This is a genomic window from Amycolatopsis sp. NPDC051903 (genome assembly GCF_044452505.1).
In the GTDB taxonomy this organism is placed as follows: Bacteria; Actinomycetota; Actinomycetes; order Mycobacteriales; family Pseudonocardiaceae; genus Amycolatopsis.
Genome location: NZ_JBITBT010000030.1, coordinates 86,246 through 102,287, shown reverse-complemented (window position 1 = coordinate 102,287; position 16,042 = coordinate 86,246). Strand labels below are relative to the sequence as shown.

The window sequence follows — 16,042 nt, the reverse complement described above, 5'->3', positions numbered from 1 at the left end:
CCGGACTACAGGAGGAGAAGTCCTTGACAGACGCAGTGAACGGCAAAGTGGTGCTTCGCTTGCCGCGACTGGTTGCGAGGATCGACCGGGCCATGGCTGTCGCGGTCGCCGTGCAGGGCGCGTTGGTGCTGGCCGACTTCGTGGTGCTGGGGCTGCTCGCCCGAGGGGTGCCCGTGCTGAAGGAGTTGTTCCTCGTCGTGTCCGGCCTCGCCGGCCCGGCGATCGGCGTCACGCGCCATTTCCGGTCCGCGACACGGGACGGAGCGGGCCTCGTTCTCGTCTCGTCGGCCGGCTCGCTGGTCCTGGGTGTGCTGTGGCACTTCGTGCTCGACGGGCCCGGCAGTCTCCGTGTCGCCCTCCGTTCGGGGGTGCCGGTCGTGGCGAGGGTCTTCGAGGTCTCCGTGACGCTCGAGGTGGCCGCGGGAGCCGCGGCAGTGCTGCTGGCCGCGCTCGCGTTTCGCCGCCGGACTGAGATCTTGTCGATCGGCCGGCTACCGGCGTAGGCCGAGGATGAGGCCGGCACGTGGCGGGATCGGGGTGACCTCGCTGTCGAGGAGCCCCGCCTCAGGCCTCCACAGCGTTTTCGGCGACGTTTTCGGCGACGTTTTCGGAGAGGTTTTTGGCGAGGGCGATGATGCGGGTCACGGTGGCGACGTCGAAGTACTCTTCGATTCGGGTGATCTTGCCTCCGGTGACGGCGAGGTACATCACGGTGTCGAGCGCGGACTCCTCACCGTTGGGCAGCTGTCCGCGCAGGACGTGCTGCTGAAAGACCCCGTCTCCTACGTCGACGCGGCGCGAGACGTCGAAGTGCAGGTCCCGGATGCCGCCGCTGAGCACGCGGAGGACGGCGAGGTTGGCTTCGAGGTCTTGCTCGCCGGCGCCGTCGTTGTGCCAGATCACGGCATCAGGGGCGTAGCTGGCGCGCACTGCGTCGAGGTCACCGCGCTCGATCGCTCGGAAGTAGTCGTTCACCAGGGAGGTGTTGGTGCTGGTTTCGGCCATGGGTGTCTCCGATCCGTGAAGCAACTGCAACCGTTCAGGAGCAGCGCACACATTCTGCAGGTCAGGCGTAGCGGGCGGAGAACTGTGAGCCGTGTTCGCGGTGGCTGAAGCGCAGGCCGACGATCGATCCGTCTTCGACGATCCACTGCAGGTCGTAGGGAGCGCGGTAGCTGGGCGGCCAGAACAAGGCGAAGCGGCCGTCGTCGTCCACGTACCACTCCCCGTGCACGGCGTGCCCCCGATCAACGTAGGTGGTGGCACCACTGTGGTCGAAGACTTGTTCTGCGCCGTTGTCGTAAACGATCCGTCCGGCTGTCAACGCGGCCACGAGGTCCTTCGTCGTCACCCGTTCGCCATCGACAGGATTCGCCGACCTGCTCACTGAGCTCATGGTGGATTGGTGGCGGCGACCGTGCCAGGTCTTACCTCTGTGCGGGCTGAGAAGAGTGGTTTCGCGTCGCTCGACGATCCGAATCCGTTTCCCATTTGACCCACGGGCCTGGTTTCCCCGGGATTCCTACGGGTGCGTTGTCTTCGCACGCCGAGTTGACTGGAACCCGCACCTTGCTACGGTGTGGTGCGCGGCCGGGGCGCACACTTCGGTTGCGGGTCCGCGGGGGAGTGGGAACTGTCCGACGGGTGCGGGCTCATCGGCTGTGCGGGTTCGGGACCGTCGCGCAACCCGCGGCTGTCTCGCCGGCCAAGGCAATGCTGTGGCGCGCTGCGCTTTTCATCTATTGCGGGCGCGCCTCAGTCGTTGAGTGGGGAAGGGGAGTTTTCATGGGCGAAGCGTTCGAGGGCGCTAAAATTGTCGTTGTCGGTGGGAGCAGCGGGATAGGTTTCGCAACGGCGCAACAGGTCCTCGCTGGGGGTGGCAGCGCCGTGATCACCGGCCGAAATCCGGAGAAGCTGCAGAAGGCAGTGCAAACGCTGTCGCAGCACGGTGAGGCCTGGGGCATCGCGGCGGAGTTGACCGACCGGGCCCAGATCCCTGACGTTCGAAAGCAGCTTGCCGCCGAGCACGCCGATGCGAACCTGCTCGTGAACGGCGCGGGGATTTTCACGCCGAAACCGTTCACCGAATATGACGAGGCCTGCTACGACTCGTTCAACGAGCTGAACCGCGCGATGTTCTTCATCACCCAGACTGTTGTCTCCGGGATGCTCGCCGAGGGCAAAGGTGGCGCGATCGTCAACATCGGCGCGATGTGGGCCCGTCAAGGGATCGCGGCGACGCCGCACTCCGGCTTCTCCGTGCAGAAGGGCGGCCTGCACTCGCTGACGAAAGCGCTCGCGATCGAGTTGGCGCCGCACGCCATTCGGGTCAACGCGGTCTCGCCGGCGTCGGTGAAGACGCCTCCGTATTTCCGCCTGGTGCCTGAAGAGCAGCTCGACGATCCCGTCAACAGCTACGCCAGCATGCACCCGCTGGGCCGGGTCGGCACCGCGGAAGACGTGGCGAACATGGTGTCGTTCCTCCTTTCCGACAAGGCGAGCTGGATGACCGGCGCCATCGTCGACGTCGACGGCGGCGTCATGGCCGGGCGCAACTAGCCGCAGGAGCTGACCGAGTGAGGCGCACTTCTGGTGATCCCCGGCGGCAGCCACCAGGTGATCATCCACAGAGGAGGGACACCGTGCGCGTGAGCCAGCACGCCAGTCCGGACGGACCGGTTCTGCCGGCGCCTTCTACGGTGGCGGCGGACGCGATCGCCGCTCACCACCCGGTTCCGGAGAGTCATCTGAGGACCGCGGTCTCCGACGGCTCGATCACCATCTTCGTCAGCGGCCGGCTACTCGACCCCTCGGCTGTCGAACGCCTCTGTGCCGAACTCGACTTCGCGACGTCGGTGTGTCGCGGGATCGTCACCATCGACCTGACCGACTGTTCTGAGCTCGGCGCGGGGGCGATCCGGGTCCTCCACTGGCGGCACAACGCGGCTCGCACTTCGGAATCCCGATACCGGTTCCGCGTCGTCGTGGGCTGTTCGTCGACGGTCCGCGCCCTCGTCGCCGGGGGTGTCCCGCTCGAGCACGAGGCCCGATCGCACTGTCCGTGCGGTGTCCTGCCGCCCCGGCCCACCGGCAGCCGAGCGCCACTTCGAACGGCGTAGCGCACAGCGCACAGTGCCCGCGGACATACATCGCAGAACGGGCGTAGCAGACATTCCGTGACAAAGCGAACTGCCGTGGTGATGCAACAGGCGCTACCTCGCGGGGGACGGAAGGGCCAGGCGCGAGGGACAACCGTTCACCCTGCTGGTCATCCCTGGAACAGAGTCTGGACTTTTTGGTCCTTTTTGGCTATGAAGGTAGCAGCGGACTCGGCGGGCCGTCCCTGATCACAGCGGCCTGCCCCGAGGGGCGACCGTCGTTGCCGATGGCCGTCGATGCGGTGGTGCGCAAGTCCTTGCGGGTGCTCTCGAGCAGCGACGAGGGCGTCGCCGCGAGGTTGCAGATACAGGCGGTTCACGAAGGAAGGTGAGGCGGCATGACGCGAAGCGCGTCCCGCATCCAGACGGCACACACCGCTGACACCGGACGGAAACCCCAACCCACATGACCACATCGGACATCAGCGGACGAGTCCTGGTCCGAGGACGCAGCTTCGACCCCGAGTCCGCCGCCTGGGTCCGAGAACTGAGCCCCGACAGCTCGAACTTCGAGGATGCCTGCCGCAGGTTGCACGCGATGCTCATCAAGATCGCCAGAAGGGAGACCGCACGCAGGTCTTCGACCACGCGGATCAGCGGCCCCGAGCTCGAAGACCTCGCCCACCAGGCCGCGGCCGACGCTCTCATGCGCATCACCCACAAGATCGGCGACTTCCGCGGCGACGCACAGTTCAAGACCTGGGCCTTCAAGTTCGTCATCTTCGAGGTGTCGACGAAGGTCGGCCGGCACTTCTGGCGCGACCACCGGGTGTCCCTCGACCAGGACGAGACGGACCGCGCACCCGCGGCCGTCGGTGACGAACCGCTCCACCAGGCGCAAGCCGTCGAACTCCGAGCCGCTCTCACCCACGCCATCGAGAACGTGCTGACCGAACACCAGCGAAAAGTCTTCGTCGCCGTCGCCATCGACAACGTTCCCATGGACGCACTGGCGGCACGACTGGACACCAATCGCAACGCCATCTACAAGACCATGTTCGACGCCCGCCGCAACATCCGCACCTACCTGGTGGAAAACGACTTCATCACCTGACCGACCGGCGTCCAGTGGCTTGCCTTCTGGACGTTATAGTCCATAAGCTCCAGGATCGCTCACGCGCTCCGCAGCCGAACAAGAAAGGCGAACAGCTTTGGTGATCACAAGAGGCTTCACCGGGCGCCAGCCCTCCAGCCGGGATCCTCGGCTACCACCAGGTCAATACGACGCGGGTGACGAATGGCCGGTCCTGCACGTGGAAGCGACTCCGTCGATCGACACCGAGGACTGGTCCTTCACCGTCGACGGCCTCGTCGACAAGCCGACCAGCTGGACCTGGGACGAGATCCACGCACTCGAACCGGATCGGTACGAAGGCGCCATCCACTGCGTCACGACGTGGTCGAAGTTCGGCATGACGTTCGACGGGGTCTCCGTCGACACCCTGCTCGAACTCACCGGGCTGAGCGACGACGCGGCGTACGTGATGGCGCGCTCGCACACCGGCTACACGACCAATCTGCCGATCGAGGACGTGGTCGACGGCCGGGCGTGGGTGGTGTGGGACGTCAACGGCTCACCCCTGGATGCCATCCACGGTGGCCCGGCCCGGCTGCTGGTGCCGCACCTGTACTTCTGGAAGAGCGCCAAATGGGTGTCCGGGCTGAAGTTCATGGCCGAGGACGAGCAGGGCTTCTGGGAGCGAAACGGCTACCACGACCACGGTGACCCGTGGCTCGAACAGCGTTACCAGGGGGACTGATGGCCGCCGTGTCAACCTGGCAGACCGGCGTCGTGACTGAGATCGGCCCGGAGACGGCACACGCGAAGACCTTCCGGCTCCGGCTCGCCGAGCCCCGGACCCACCGGGCCGGCCAGTTCTACGTCGTCCGGCTGACCGCCCCGGACGGCTACCACGCGCAGCGCGACTATTCCGTGGCCAGTGCCCCCGGCGGAGACGACATCGAGCTCACGGTCGAGATGCTGCCGGACGGCGAGGTGTCGGGGTTTCTGCACAACGTGGTCGAAGTCGGCGACGTCCTGCAGGTCCGCGGCCCGATCGGCAGGTTCTTCTCCTGGGACGGTGTCACGCCGATCCTGGGGGTTGCCGGAGGCTCGGGCGTGGTCCCGCTCATGTCCATGCTGCGGCTTGCCCGTCGCGGGAACTCCGCTGACCTGATGCGGCTGTTCGTGTCCGTCCGCTCGCCCGCTGAGCTGTACTACGCGGACGAACTCCCCGGTCCCGAGACCACCGTCGTCTACACGCGCGAAGCTCCGACGCACAGCTCCCGGCCCGTGGGGCGTCTCACGGCTGACGACCTCCGCCCGCTCGTCGGGCCGGATCGCGAGGTCTACGTCTGCGGTTCGGCGGGCTTTTGCGACGGGGCCACCAAGTCGCTGCTCGATGCCGGAGTCGAGGCGAAGCGGATCCGCGTCAGCCGGTGGGGTCCGACAAGCTGAGCCTGGCGTTGCCGCGCGTAGCAAGCCCTGAAGAGACCTGCCCGTTCGCCGATAGTGACCAAGGGTGCGATTCACCACCACCATGCGGGTGCCAAGTACACGATGTGTCCCGGTAGAAGGAGGACCGCCGCTTCTACCCCGGGGGGATTTCTGCGGCAGCGGAAACAGCGAGGCCCGGCCGACGTTGTGCCACGGCTTCGGCCGGCGGGGGATGCGGTGAACGGCGGTGCCGATCCCGCTCCGGTCCTGTTCGGCCGGCACCGTGAGCTAGAGGTGCTGGGCGCGGTGCTCGGCGAGCTGCGGCAGGGACACAGCGCGGTGCTGGTCGTTCGTGGGGAGGCGGGGGTCGGCAAGACCGCGTTGCTCAAACGCGCGGTCGCCGAAGCCGGTGATCTGCAGGTCGTCCACGTGTCCGGCGCCGAATCGGAGGCGGAGCTGGCCTTCTCCGGCGTGCACCAGGTGTGCGCGCCGCGGCTGGACTTGCTCGGCCGCCTGCCTGCTCCCCAACGCTCGGCGCTGACCACCGCGTTCGGGCTGACGGAGGGGAGTCCGCCGGACCTGTTCGTCGTGGGCTTGGCGGTGTTGACGTTGCTGGCCGAGGCTGCCGCCGAGCAACCTCTGGTGTGCGTGATCGACGACGCGCAGTGGCTCGACAGCGCGTCGATGCGGACGCTGTCGATCGTCGCGCGCCGGCTGCGCGCGGATCCCGTCGCGATGGTCTTCGTGGTCCGCGAGGGCGAGCAGAACGCGGATTCGGCGTGCCTCGAGCGGCTGCCGGAGCTGGTCCTGGCCGGACTCGGCGACAGGGCTGCCCGGGCACTGCTGACGACGACGATGCCCGGCCTGATGGACGAACGGGTGCGCGAGTGCATCCTCGCTGAAGCGCGCGGCAACCCGTTGGCTCTGCGAGAACTGCCGCGGGCGGCGAACCTGCCCGCGTTCGCCGGAGGCTTCAGGCCGGGTGGCCACCGAAGGCCGTTGGCGCGACGCATCGAACGCAGTTTCGCCGCCCGGGTGTCCGCTTTGCCGGCGGACACCCGGCTGCTGCTGCTCATCGCTGCCGCCGACCCGGTGGGGGAGGCGGCCGTGCTCTGGCGTGCCGCCGAACTGCTCGGTGTACCTGAGTCGGCGGCGAAACCGGCGGAAACGGCGGAGCTGATCACGATCGGGCGCCGGGTGCGGTTCCGCCACCCGCTGATCCGGTCCGCCGTCTACGAGTCGGGCGGCAGCACCGACCGCCGGCGCGTGCACGAGGCGCTCGCCGATGCCCTCGATCCCGGGGCCGACGCGGAGCACCGCGCCTGGCAACGCGGTCAGGCGGCGACGAGTCCCGATGAGGCCATCGCGGCCGAGCTGGAACGGATGGCGGAGCGCGCACGGGCGCGCGGCGGAGTTGCCGCGGCGTCGGCGTTCCTGGCCGATGCGACCGAGCTGACCCCGGACCCCGTCGAGCGCGCGTGCCGTGCTCTGGCTGCGGCGCGCGCGAAGCTCGACGCCGGAGCTCCGGACGCGGCACTCGAACTTCTCGCCCAGGCGCAGGCGGCGCCGCCGGAACTCATGCGGCAGGCCCAGATCGAGCTCCTTCGCGCGCAGATCACGTTCTCCCTTAACCGGGGCCGCGACGCGCCGGCCTTGCTGCTGTCAGCGGCAGAACACCTGCGGGAACTCGACCCCTTGCTGTCGCGCGAGACCTACCTCGAGGCGATGGCGGCGTCGGTCTTCGCCGGTCGCCTCGTGTGGACGCAGGACAGCGCCCCGGCCGGGATCGCCCGCGCCGTGCGGTCAGCCCCGCGGGCCCCCTCTCCGCCCCGGGCAGTCGACCTGCTGCTCGACGGCCTCGTGCTGCGGTTCACCACCGGCTACGCGGCCGCGGCCCCCGGGCTCATCCGCGCCGTCCGGCAGTTCCGGCGTGATTCCGCCTCCGGTACCGCCGGGCTGCGCGGGTACGGGGTCATCAGCCGGATCGCGCTGGACCTGTGGGACCAGCAGTCGTGGGACGACCTGGCGGCCCGGCAGGTGCGGATTCTGCGGGAACAGGGCGTGCTGAGGTTGCTGCCGGTCGCGCTGGCCAACCGCGCGGGCGTGTGCGTGCACACCGGCCGGTTCGACGAAGCCGCTGCCCTGCTCGAAGAATCCGATGCCATCACTCAAGTCACCGGTGCGCCGCCGCCGCTGTACATCGAGCCAGTGCTCGCGGCCTACCGCGGGCAGGAGGCGCGGACGCTGCAGCTCGTGCGCACGAGCCTGCAGAGCGCCACCGCACGCGGTGAGGGCTTCGTGATCCCGATCGTGCAGTACGCGGCCGCCGTGCTGCACAACAGTCTCGGGCAGTACCGCGAGGCGCTGGCCGCCACCGACTGGGCCGTCGAGCACGACGACCTCGGCATGTACGGCTACGCGCTCCTGGAACGCGTCGAGGCCGCCGCTCGCTGCGGCGAGACCCGGATCGCGCTCGACGCGATGCGGGAGCTGGTCGGCCGCGCCGACGCGGCGGGGACCGAATTGGCACTCGGCGTCGCGGCGCGCTCGCGCGCGTTGCTGGCCGGAGGAGCCGAGGCCGACGAGCTGTACCGCACCGCCATCGAGCACCTCGAGCGCAGCGAAGTCGACGTGCTGCGAGCGAGGGCCCAGTTGCTCTACGGCGAATGGCTGCACCGGGAACGCCGTCGTGACGACGCAGCCAACCAGCTGAGGCGCGCCTACGACACGTTCCGGCGCGTGCGCGCCGACGGGTTCGCCGAACGCGCCCGCCGCGAGCTCGTCGCCGGCGGGGAAATCGTCGCAGCACCCAAGGCGTCGCCGGCGGAACAGCTGACCGGGCGGGAAATCACCATCGCCCAGCTGGCGGCCGAAGGACACACCAACTCCGACATCGCCGCGCAGCTGTTCCTCAGTCCACGAACGGTCGAATGGCACATGGGCAAGATCTTCGGCAAGCTCGGCATCGCCTCGAGGAGGAAGCTGAAGGCCGCGCTCGCGGATCCGCTCGCGAGCAGACTCCCAGGGACACAGCGGGACTCGGCGGATCCGCGGGTCTCATGACGACCCGTTGCGGCGGTTCCCTGGCGCGCGGGCGAATTCTGGTTGTCCGAAGGGATAGTGCGCGGTTCCGCAGCCCCCGAGCCGCTACCGAACGCGGATGATCGTCTTGCCCTTGACCCGTTCGGTCGGGTTGAAGGCGGCGACGGCGTCGTCGAGGGTCGCGACGGTGCCGATGTTCGTCCGCACCCGTCCGTCCCGCATCCGCTGGACGACCTCGCCCAGCTGGGTGCGATCGGGCACGACGACGAAGTCGATCGTGCGGCCTTCGGCAGGCCGCGCTTCCGGCGGGCCGGCGACGCTCACCAGCGTTCCTCCGGCTCGAACCAGACCCGCGGATCGGTTCGCGATGTCCCCGCCGAAAACATCGAAGACGAGATCGACGCCACCGAGGTCTTCCAGGGTGTCGTGCTCGAGGTCGAGGAACTCCTGCGCGCCGAAGTCGAGCGCCGCCTGACGGCCGGCGGCGCGCCCGGTGCCGATGACGTAGGCGCCGGCTTCGCGCGCGAGCTGGGCAGCCATCGATCCGACGACGCCGGCCGCACCGTGCACGAGGACGCTCTGGCCCGCTTGCAGCCGGCCGTGCTCGAACAGGCCCTGCCACGCGGTCAGGCCTGACATCACCAGGCCCGCGCCCGACGTGAAGTCGACGTCCCCCGGCAGCGGCGCGAGGTTGCGCGCCTCGACGACGACGTACTCCGCCAACGTGCCATCGCGAGTCCAGTCCGTGAGGCCGAACACCCGCTGCCCCACGGCCAGCCCCGCCGCGCCGTAGCTGAGTGCGGTGACCACACCGGCCACCTCGTGCCCGGGAATCGACGGCGTCCGGTCACGACCGAGCCGATCCACCCAAGTCGAGGGCCACGACAGCTCATCCCAGGTGAAACCCGACGCGTGAACCTCGACGACGACATCGCCGTAGTTCGCGCCCGAGAGGTCGGCGAGCTTCGCCGCGTCCGGATCGGGCCGCTCCGCCAGCCTCATCCCAGCCCGACCCGCGGCCTCGTCCGTCACCACGATCGCTTTCATGTGAATCCCTCTCACCAGCAGTTCGCGCCGTCGCACTCGGTGGACGACATCGTCCATTATGGTGCCCGCGCACGGTGCTCGCCAGCCCGGGGTCATCAGGTGCCACTGAGCCAAAGACACCGATGGCCCGCACCCTTCCTCTGGTCAGTGAGAAACGGACTTTCTAGTCCATGTATGGTCGGGGCGGAGGTTCGTGGCCGGATCGGGTGCGGCTACTGTTCCCCCCATGACGGCCGACCGGAACGACGGGCCCTGCCCACGTCGCAACACTTCGGAGCCGGGGCCTCGGGCACGCATCGTGGCAGCGGCAACCGCGCTCCTCCTGCGAGAAGGTGTCGGCTCGCTCACCCCGGCGCGCATTCACGTCGCCGCTCACGTGACTCGGGCCGAGTTCGAGGAGCTGTTCCCGGACCCGGACGCGATCGTGGAGGCGATCGTGGAGACTCAACTCGACGTCGTGTTGCGCGCGCAGTACCCCAGCTTGGACGCGGTCCAGCGCCTCGCCGATCTGGAACACTGGCGGTCACGGCTGCTCGAGCCGTACACCCCGGAGAGCAACTGCCCGCTCGGCTCGCTGATCTACCTCGCCCATCGGCACGACCGTGGCCGCCACGCCCTCACCGCGGCGTTCTCCCAGTGGAAAGGGTTGCTGGCCTCGGCTTTGTCCCGGCTCCAGGCCGCCGGTGACCTCGACCGCTCCGCGGACCCCGAGGTTCTCGCCACCGGCCTCATCGCTGCCCTGCAAGGAGGTTACCTGCTGGCGCACACCACCCAGGACGCCGAGCGGTTGCGCGCGACGCTCGACATGGCGCTGGGCCAGGTCCGCTCCTACGCACAATGATGGACGCTATAGTCCTCTCCTGTGCGGGGTGGCGGGCAGCTTACGGCTCTGCGCGAGAGCCGTAAGAATCCGCGCTGCCCCGCCGCACATCGTCGACTACCCAAGGAGGTTGGACGTGAGCGACGACGCTGACGAGTACGACGGCGGCGTGGACATCGACTCCGGTGTCTTGGAACCCGACGAGAGCCTCGACGAACGGAACGTCGAGGACGTCCTCGACGAGGGCTACTCCCCGGTCGAACGACCGATCGCCGTGTTCGATTGGGGTACCACGGCCCGCGAGGCCGCCGGGCACGAGGACCTGGGGCACCGCCTCGCGCGCGAACTCCCCGATGTCACCGGCGATCCCGAGGGCGACGGCCTGGGCGACGCATCGGACACGGACGGCGAGCTCTACGACGACCAGGTCGGCGTTGTGCGCGCCGGACGGCTGATCGAAGACGACGAGGCAGACCCGGTCTACCCCTATCTGTTCGCGTCGGACGCCGGAGTGGACGGCGCCGCCGCGTCCGCGGAGGAGGCGGCCGTTCACATCGTCGCCGAATAGCCTGAGCCGGCCAGGGCGCTCAAGCTGAGGCGCACTGGCCCTTGGGTCACTCATCCAGCGCGGCCCGGATCTTGGACCGGGTGTCGAAGAGGAGCTTGTAGACCGCGTTCCGGTTCGAGCCGAGCTCTTCGGCCAGCTCCTCGACAGTGCGCCCTTCCACCACCGTCCCGATGAACGCGCGCCGTTGACGAGAAGTCAAGCCGGTCTCGACCACCCGCCGGACCGCGTCCGTCACACCCGGGAAGGTGTCCGTGTCAGGCTGCGCGGTTTCCGGAACCTCACCGACCAGTTCGATGAATCCGCGGTTCCAGGGATGGCGTTCCACGCTGCGTGACACGGTGCGCCGGACGATCGTGTAAGCCCAGGTCGTGAATCTGGCTTCACCTCTGAACGACCCGAGACCGTTGAGGACGAACAGAAACGCGTCCGCGACGGCCTGGTCGACCACGTCGACCAACTCGACGCCGACGAGTCCACCGGTTCCCCGGCGATGACCCAGTTGCACACGCCCGAAGCGCAGCAGCAATTCGAACAGCATCCGCCGGGCGGCTTCGCCGGCGGCTCCGTCACTTCTCAGCAGTCGCAGCCACTCTTCGTCCTCGAACCGCTCTTCGGCAGGTCCCCCTTCGGTCATCCTGGCCGCCTCGGCGCGTGGCCGGCCGACGACGGCTTCGTGCTCAAACACCGCTACGCAAGAGCATCACAATGTGGACTTTATAGTCCAAGTTGGCGAGGCTCAACCCGGCATTTCCGCCGGCTCCGCGAACGGTGCTCAGCCGACCGGCGCCGGTGCGGGGAGCACCCACTGCAAGGCGGCAGCCGCAGCCGACGCCTCGTGGTAGGCCTGCCGGTCGGCAAGGGACAACGGTCCGCGGAGCACGTCGGACTCGACTTGCCCACCGGGCACGGCGGGCAAGTCGTGGAGCAACACCGCGGCGGTGTCGCCGGAGAAGCTCGCCATCGTTTCCCGGTTGACGTGGAACGGGGCGAAGTGTTCCTCCCGGCCGGGGTCGTCGTGGGGCAACCCCCTCGACTGCCACCGGGCCGCGTAGACCGCGTCCACCGGATCGGGCCGCCGGGGCAATTCATCGAACTGCCGGATCGGGTCGCCGTCGGTGCGGCGCCCGTTCAGCGCCTCCAGCTCCTCCGGGGGGAAGCCGTACCCCTTGGGGCAGTAGACGTCGAGGCGCATCTCCGGCGTGCCGGTCACCAGGTGAGCCAGCGAGCGGGCGGTGTTGCCGGCCTCGCCGAGGTAGGCGAGGCGCAGCGCCGTCGTCCGCCCGAAGTGATCCAGCAGCGCGCAGGCGTCCGCGATCGCCTTGGTCGGATGTTCCCGGTGGGTCGCCGCGTTGATGGTCGCGGGCAGTTCGCTCGCGAGGGCTTCGAGTTCGGTCTGCGGGCCGTTCGTCCGCACCACGGCGGCGTCGACGTAGGGAGCCAGCCGCATCCCGGTGTCCACCCACGTCTCCCGCGCGGCGGCCTGCAGACCGGACGCGCCGAAGTGCATGGTGTGGCACCCGAGCCGGGTCGCGGCGCTCCAGAACGACGAGCGGGCGCTCGGGGCCGGCGCGGTGAAGATGAACGCCACCCGCGCTCCGGCCAGCCGGTCCGTCCACCGGTCGGGATCGGTGCCGTAGTGGTGGGCGGCGGTCACAACGGCCGCCAACTCGTCCGGCGTGAGCGTGGCGAGCGACAGAAGCGGCCGCCGGACGGGATCGGGAACCCTCGCCGTCCCAGTGGTCACATTGCCTCCCGTGCCAGTCGGTGTGGGCCCGACGTCGAGGGACTATAACTGGACCATGTAGTTCACATCGAAATCGGGATGTCCGAGGCGGTCGAGGGGTAAGACCGGGGTGGTCACGTGCCACCAACTCGGTATGAGCTCACTGAGCACGCCGACAAAGGGCGCGAACGCGCTCCAGCAGCGCCTCGGGCGGGCCGCGGACAACGCGGATCAGCGTTACAAGCTCGCCAAGGGCCTGCGGCACCAGATGAACAAGGTGTTCCCCACCCATTGGTCGTACCTGATCGGTGAGGTCTCGCTGTACAGCTTCCTCGTCGTGATCGCATCGGGTGTGTACCTGACGTTGTTCTTCGACCCGTCGATGCAGGAAGTCACCTACCACGGCAGCTTCACGAACCTGCAGGGCGTCGAGATGTCGCGAGCGTTCCAGACGACGCTGGACATCTCGTTCGACGTGCGTGGTGGCCTGTTCGTGCGCCAGCTGCACCACTGGGGAGCGCTGATCTTCATCGCCGCGACCCTCCTGCACACCTTCCGGATCTTCTTCACCGGCGCGTTCCGCCGGCCGCGTGAGGCGAACTGGGTGATCGGTGTGGTCCTGCTGTTGATCAGCATGTTCGAGGGCTTCTTCGGCTACTCACTGCCGGACGACCTGCTGTCGGGCACCGGGATCCGCGCGACCCTGTCGGGCATCGTGCTCTCCGTGCCGGTCATCGGCACCTGGCTCCACTGGGCGCTGTTCGGCGGCGAGTTCCCGGGTGACCAGATCATCCCGCGGCTGTACACGCTGCACATCCTCCTGCTGCCGGGGATCCTCTTCGCCCTGATCGGCGTGCACCTGGTGCTGGTGTGGTTTCAGAAGCACACCCAGTTCCCGGGCGTGCGAGCGAAAGAAGACAACGTCGTCGGCATCCGGATCGTGCCCGAGTTCGCGCTCCACGGCGGGTCGCTCGCCGTGCTCGTCACCGGCGTGACCGCGCTCATGGCCGGGTTGTTCCAGATCAACCCCGTGTGGAACTTCGGCCCGTACAACCCGTCCATGGTGTCGGCCGGCTCCCAACCGGACTGGTACATGGCCTGGGCCGACGGCTTGCTGCGCATCTGGCCCGCGTGGGAGGTCTACCTCGGCGACTACACGATCCCGGCGGTGTTCTTCTCCGGAGCGATCGGCATGTCACTGCTGTTCGGCACGCTGATCCTCTACCCGTGGATCGAGCTGAAGCTGTCGAAGGACACGGGACAGCACCACAACCTGCTGCAACGGCCGCGCGACGCACCGGTCCGCACGTCGCTGGGCATGATGGCCATCGGATTCTTCCTCGTCATCGAGCTGGCGGGCTTCAACGACATCATCGCCGACCAGTTCAACATTTCCCTGAACGCCACCACGTGGGCCGGCCGTATCGGTGTGCTGATCGTGCCGCCGATCGCTTACTACGTGACGTACCGGATCTGCCTGGGCCTGCAGCGGGCCGATCGCGAGGTGCTGGAGCACGGTGTCGAGACGGGCATCATCAAGCGCCTGCCGCACGGTGAGTTCATCGAGGTCCACCAGCCGCTGGGCGGTGTCGACAGCCACGGCCACGCGATCCCGCTGGAATACCAGGGCGCGCCCGTGCCGAAGAAGATGAACAAGCTCGGCGCCGCCGGACGGGCCGTGCCGGGCTCGATCTGGACGCCGGACCCGCCGGAAGAAACCGCCGCACTGGAGCGGGCCGCGGAACGGACGGAAACGAAGTGACAGCCGGCACGAATATGTGACCGGAAACGAAGACGACGTTGGTCCAGAAGTATCAGGAGGGATGAAGTGGATTCCGAGATGGATGTGCAGCGCAACGGTGACGGTGGGTCCTACGATGCTGTGATCGACGGGCAGGTTGTCGGGAAGATCGTGTACCACGTGCCGGGTGGTGGTCGGCGGGTGACACTCAGCCATACCATTGTCGACCCTGAGTTCCGTGGGCGTGGCGTGGCGACGCGGCTTGTGAAGCACGCGTTGGATGATCTGCGGGCGCGGGAGCTGAAGCTCACGAATTACTGCACGTTTGTGGCGGATTACATCGCTGATCATCCGGAGTACAAGGAGCTGGTCGACGCTCGGTTCCCGGGTCGGGCGGTGGTGCCTGATCGCGCGCCGCGGGAGCGCGCCCATTGATGGTCCGTACGGACCTTGAGCAGAGGCCGAAGCAGGGGAGAAGGGGTCGCGGCGCCGCCACGCTCTGACAGAGCACCGCGGCCTGGTAGCGATTCAAAGGAGAATCCGGTGGCGAATTACCTGCTCGTGCCCGCGGCTTGGTGCGACGGCTCGGTGTGGCGGCACGTCGCGGCCGAGCTGCGCCTCGCCGGCCACGACGCCGCTGTGGTCGACCGGCTGCCCAGCGTCGGCGATGAACCCGGCGCGCTGGGTGACCTCTACGCCGACGCGGGCCACCTCCGGTCCATTCTGGACTCCGCCACCGAGGACGTGGTGCTGGTCGGGCACTCCTACGGTGGCATGGTGATCACCGAGGTCGCCGACCACCCGCGGATCCGGCACAGCGTCTACCTCACCGCGTTCTGGCCGAAAGTGGGCGAGACCCTGCTCGACCTCCAATCGCCGCACCCGCGGGAATGGCTGGTGGCCGACGACGGTGCACTGCGGATCACCGACGACCTGGCGATCGCCCAGGCGGTCCTGGGCGCCGATCTCGAGGACGGCTTCGCCGAGTTCCACCGGAACCGGCGCAGCCAGTCGATCGCGAGTTTCGCCTGCCCCAGCTCCGCACCGCCGCGCACACACCCGACGACCTACGTGATGTGCGAACGCGACCAGACGATCTTCGTGGCCGACCAGGAACGCATGTCGACCGCTGCCGACACGGTCACCCGCATCGACGCCGCACACCTGGCACCGCTGTCCCGCCCGCTGGACGTCACCATCGAACTGCTGAAAGTCGGCTGACCGCCGCGAGCGGCCTCGGCAGCCGCAGTCGCTGATCCCTGGAACCAGCGGGCATCCACTCTCGTACCCAAGGGAGCACACCGATGACCGACATGTTCTCAGGCGCGGTCGCGATCAGCGGTGTCGGTGAGGTCACCGACCAGCACGTGTCCGAAGCGGTGGGTGTCGACCCAGCCGACGTGTACCGGGCCTTTGAAGATGAGGGGTTCGAGAAGTTCATCCGCGCGTGGCTGGAATTGCTGGACACCAGCCGGAACGGGCCGGCGACCGCACGGACCTGAACTT

Annotated in this window: 17 protein-coding genes; 12 read left to right on the top strand and 5 right to left on the bottom strand. The window is 68.3% G+C overall.

Going from position 1 to position 16,042, the window contains the following annotated elements:
• Window positions 1-92: 92 nt before the first annotated feature.
• A complete protein-coding gene (locus tag ACIA77_RS39280; protein WP_395891206.1) occupies window positions 93-503 on the top strand; it encodes a hypothetical protein in 411 nt (136 codons plus the stop codon).
• A 61-nt stretch (window positions 504-564) separates the two neighbouring features.
• Here ACIA77_RS39280 and ACIA77_RS39275 read toward each other — a convergent pair whose 3' ends face one another.
• Entirely contained in the window at window positions 565-1,005 is a 441-nt protein-coding gene (locus ACIA77_RS39275; protein WP_395891205.1) for a nuclear transport factor 2 family protein, read from the bottom strand.
• Between the two features lie 61 nt (window positions 1,006-1,066).
• The gene (locus ACIA77_RS39270; protein ID WP_395891204.1) at window positions 1,067-1,351 is read right to left on the bottom strand and encodes a hypothetical protein; all 285 of its coding nucleotides are present in this window, start codon (window positions 1,349-1,351) and stop codon (window positions 1,067-1,069) included.
• Window positions 1,352-1,785: 434 nt separating this feature from the next.
• On the opposite strand from ACIA77_RS39270, the gene ACIA77_RS39265 reads away from it, so the two are divergent.
• From ACIA77_RS39265 to ACIA77_RS39245, 5 genes are all read left to right on the top strand, one after another.
• On the top strand, window positions 1,786-2,559 hold the full coding sequence (locus ACIA77_RS39265; protein WP_395891203.1) for an SDR family NAD(P)-dependent oxidoreductase: 774 nt from the start codon (window positions 1,786-1,788) through the stop codon (window positions 2,557-2,559).
• A gap of 1,005 nt (window positions 2,560-3,564) precedes the next feature.
• Window positions 3,565-4,212 carry a sigma-70 family RNA polymerase sigma factor gene (locus ACIA77_RS39260; protein ID WP_395891202.1) on the top strand — a complete coding sequence of 216 codons (648 nt, stop codon included), beginning with the start codon at window positions 3,565-3,567 and terminating at the stop codon, window positions 4,210-4,212.
• Between the two features lie 97 nt (window positions 4,213-4,309).
• A complete protein-coding gene (locus tag ACIA77_RS39255) occupies window positions 4,310-4,918 on the top strand; it encodes a sulfite oxidase-like oxidoreductase (RefSeq protein ID WP_395891201.1) in 609 nt (202 codons plus the stop codon).
• Complete coding sequence (locus tag ACIA77_RS39250) at window positions 4,918-5,616, top strand: FAD-binding oxidoreductase (RefSeq protein WP_395891200.1); 699 nt, start codon at window positions 4,918-4,920, stop codon at window positions 5,614-5,616. The genes ACIA77_RS39255 and ACIA77_RS39250 overlap by 1 nt, the downstream gene beginning before the upstream one ends.
• A 216-nt stretch (window positions 5,617-5,832) precedes the next feature.
• Window positions 5,833-8,658: an ATP-binding protein gene (locus ACIA77_RS39245; RefSeq protein WP_395891199.1), complete on the top strand. Its 2,826-nt coding sequence runs from the start codon at window positions 5,833-5,835 to the stop codon at window positions 8,656-8,658.
• A gap of 84 nt (window positions 8,659-8,742) precedes the next feature.
• On the opposite strand, the gene ACIA77_RS39240 is transcribed toward ACIA77_RS39245, so the two are convergent.
• A complete protein-coding gene (locus ACIA77_RS39240) occupies window positions 8,743-9,684 on the bottom strand; it encodes an NADP-dependent oxidoreductase (RefSeq protein ID WP_395891225.1) in 942 nt (313 codons plus the stop codon).
• A gap of 298 nt (window positions 9,685-9,982) precedes the next feature.
• On the opposite strand from ACIA77_RS39240, the gene ACIA77_RS39235 reads away from it, so the two are divergent.
• Window positions 9,983-10,525 (top strand): TetR family transcriptional regulator C-terminal domain-containing protein, encoded by a 543-nt coding sequence (locus ACIA77_RS39235; protein WP_395891198.1) that lies wholly within the window; start codon window positions 9,983-9,985, stop codon window positions 10,523-10,525.
• 115 nt (window positions 10,526-10,640) lie between these two features.
• Complete coding sequence (locus ACIA77_RS39230; protein ID WP_395891197.1) at window positions 10,641-11,072, top strand: DUF5709 domain-containing protein; 432 nt, start codon at window positions 10,641-10,643, stop codon at window positions 11,070-11,072.
• 46 nt (window positions 11,073-11,118) lie between these two features.
• On the opposite strand, the gene ACIA77_RS39225 is transcribed toward ACIA77_RS39230, so the two are convergent.
• Window positions 11,119-11,757, bottom strand: coding sequence for an RNA polymerase sigma factor (locus ACIA77_RS39225; protein ID WP_395891196.1), 639 nt, complete (start codon window positions 11,755-11,757; stop codon window positions 11,119-11,121).
• Between the two features lie 87 nt (window positions 11,758-11,844).
• Complete coding sequence (locus tag ACIA77_RS39220) at window positions 11,845-12,816, bottom strand: ornithine carbamoyltransferase (protein WP_395891195.1); 972 nt, start codon at window positions 12,814-12,816, stop codon at window positions 11,845-11,847.
• Window positions 12,817-12,949: 133 nt separating this feature from the next.
• Here ACIA77_RS39220 and ACIA77_RS39215 point away from each other — a divergent pair, with 133 nt between their 5' ends.
• The 4 genes from ACIA77_RS39215 to ACIA77_RS39200 all read left to right on the top strand — a co-directional run bounded on the left by ACIA77_RS39215 (window position 12,950) and on the right by ACIA77_RS39200 (window position 16,038).
• Window positions 12,950-14,557 carry a cytochrome bc complex cytochrome b subunit gene (locus ACIA77_RS39215; RefSeq protein ID WP_395891194.1) on the top strand — a complete coding sequence of 536 codons (1,608 nt, stop codon included), beginning with the start codon at window positions 12,950-12,952 and terminating at the stop codon, window positions 14,555-14,557.
• A gap of 12 nt (window positions 14,558-14,569) precedes the next feature.
• Window positions 14,570-14,971, top strand: coding sequence for a GNAT family N-acetyltransferase (locus ACIA77_RS39210; RefSeq protein ID WP_395891224.1), 402 nt, complete (start codon window positions 14,570-14,572; stop codon window positions 14,969-14,971).
• Between the two features lie 108 nt (window positions 14,972-15,079).
• Window positions 15,080-15,757 (top strand): alpha/beta fold hydrolase, encoded by a 678-nt coding sequence (locus ACIA77_RS39205; RefSeq protein ID WP_395891193.1) that lies wholly within the window; start codon window positions 15,080-15,082, stop codon window positions 15,755-15,757.
• A gap of 83 nt (window positions 15,758-15,840) precedes the next feature.
• On the top strand, window positions 15,841-16,038 hold the full coding sequence (locus tag ACIA77_RS39200; protein ID WP_395891192.1) for a hypothetical protein: 198 nt from the start codon (window positions 15,841-15,843) through the stop codon (window positions 16,036-16,038).
• The last annotated feature ends 4 nt before the right edge of the window (window positions 16,039-16,042 follow it).

Bases quoted from the DNA above. Each gene is read 5' to 3' on its own strand.
- ACIA77_RS39280 (WP_395891206.1), top strand. From the start codon at position 93: ATGGCTGTCGCGGTCGCCGTGCAGGGCGCGTTGGTGCTGGCCGACTTC.
- ACIA77_RS39275 (WP_395891205.1), bottom strand. From the start codon at position 1,005: ATGGCCGAAACCAGCACCAACACCTCCCTGGTGAACGACTACTTCCGA.
- ACIA77_RS39265 (WP_395891203.1), top strand. From the start codon at position 1,786: ATGGGCGAAGCGTTCGAGGGCGCTAAAATTGTCGTTGTCGGTGGGAGC.
- ACIA77_RS39260 (WP_395891202.1), top strand. From the start codon at position 3,565: ATGACCACATCGGACATCAGCGGACGAGTCCTGGTCCGAGGACGCAGC.
- ACIA77_RS39250 (WP_395891200.1), top strand. From the start codon at position 4,918: ATGGCCGCCGTGTCAACCTGGCAGACCGGCGTCGTGACTGAGATCGGC.
- ACIA77_RS39240 (WP_395891225.1), bottom strand. From the start codon at position 9,684: ATGAAAGCGATCGTGGTGACGGACGAGGCCGCGGGTCGGGCTGGGATG.
- ACIA77_RS39215 (WP_395891194.1), top strand. From the start codon at position 12,950: ATGAGCTCACTGAGCACGCCGACAAAGGGCGCGAACGCGCTCCAGCAG.
- ACIA77_RS39200 (WP_395891192.1), top strand. From the start codon at position 15,841: ATGACCGACATGTTCTCAGGCGCGGTCGCGATCAGCGGTGTCGGTGAG.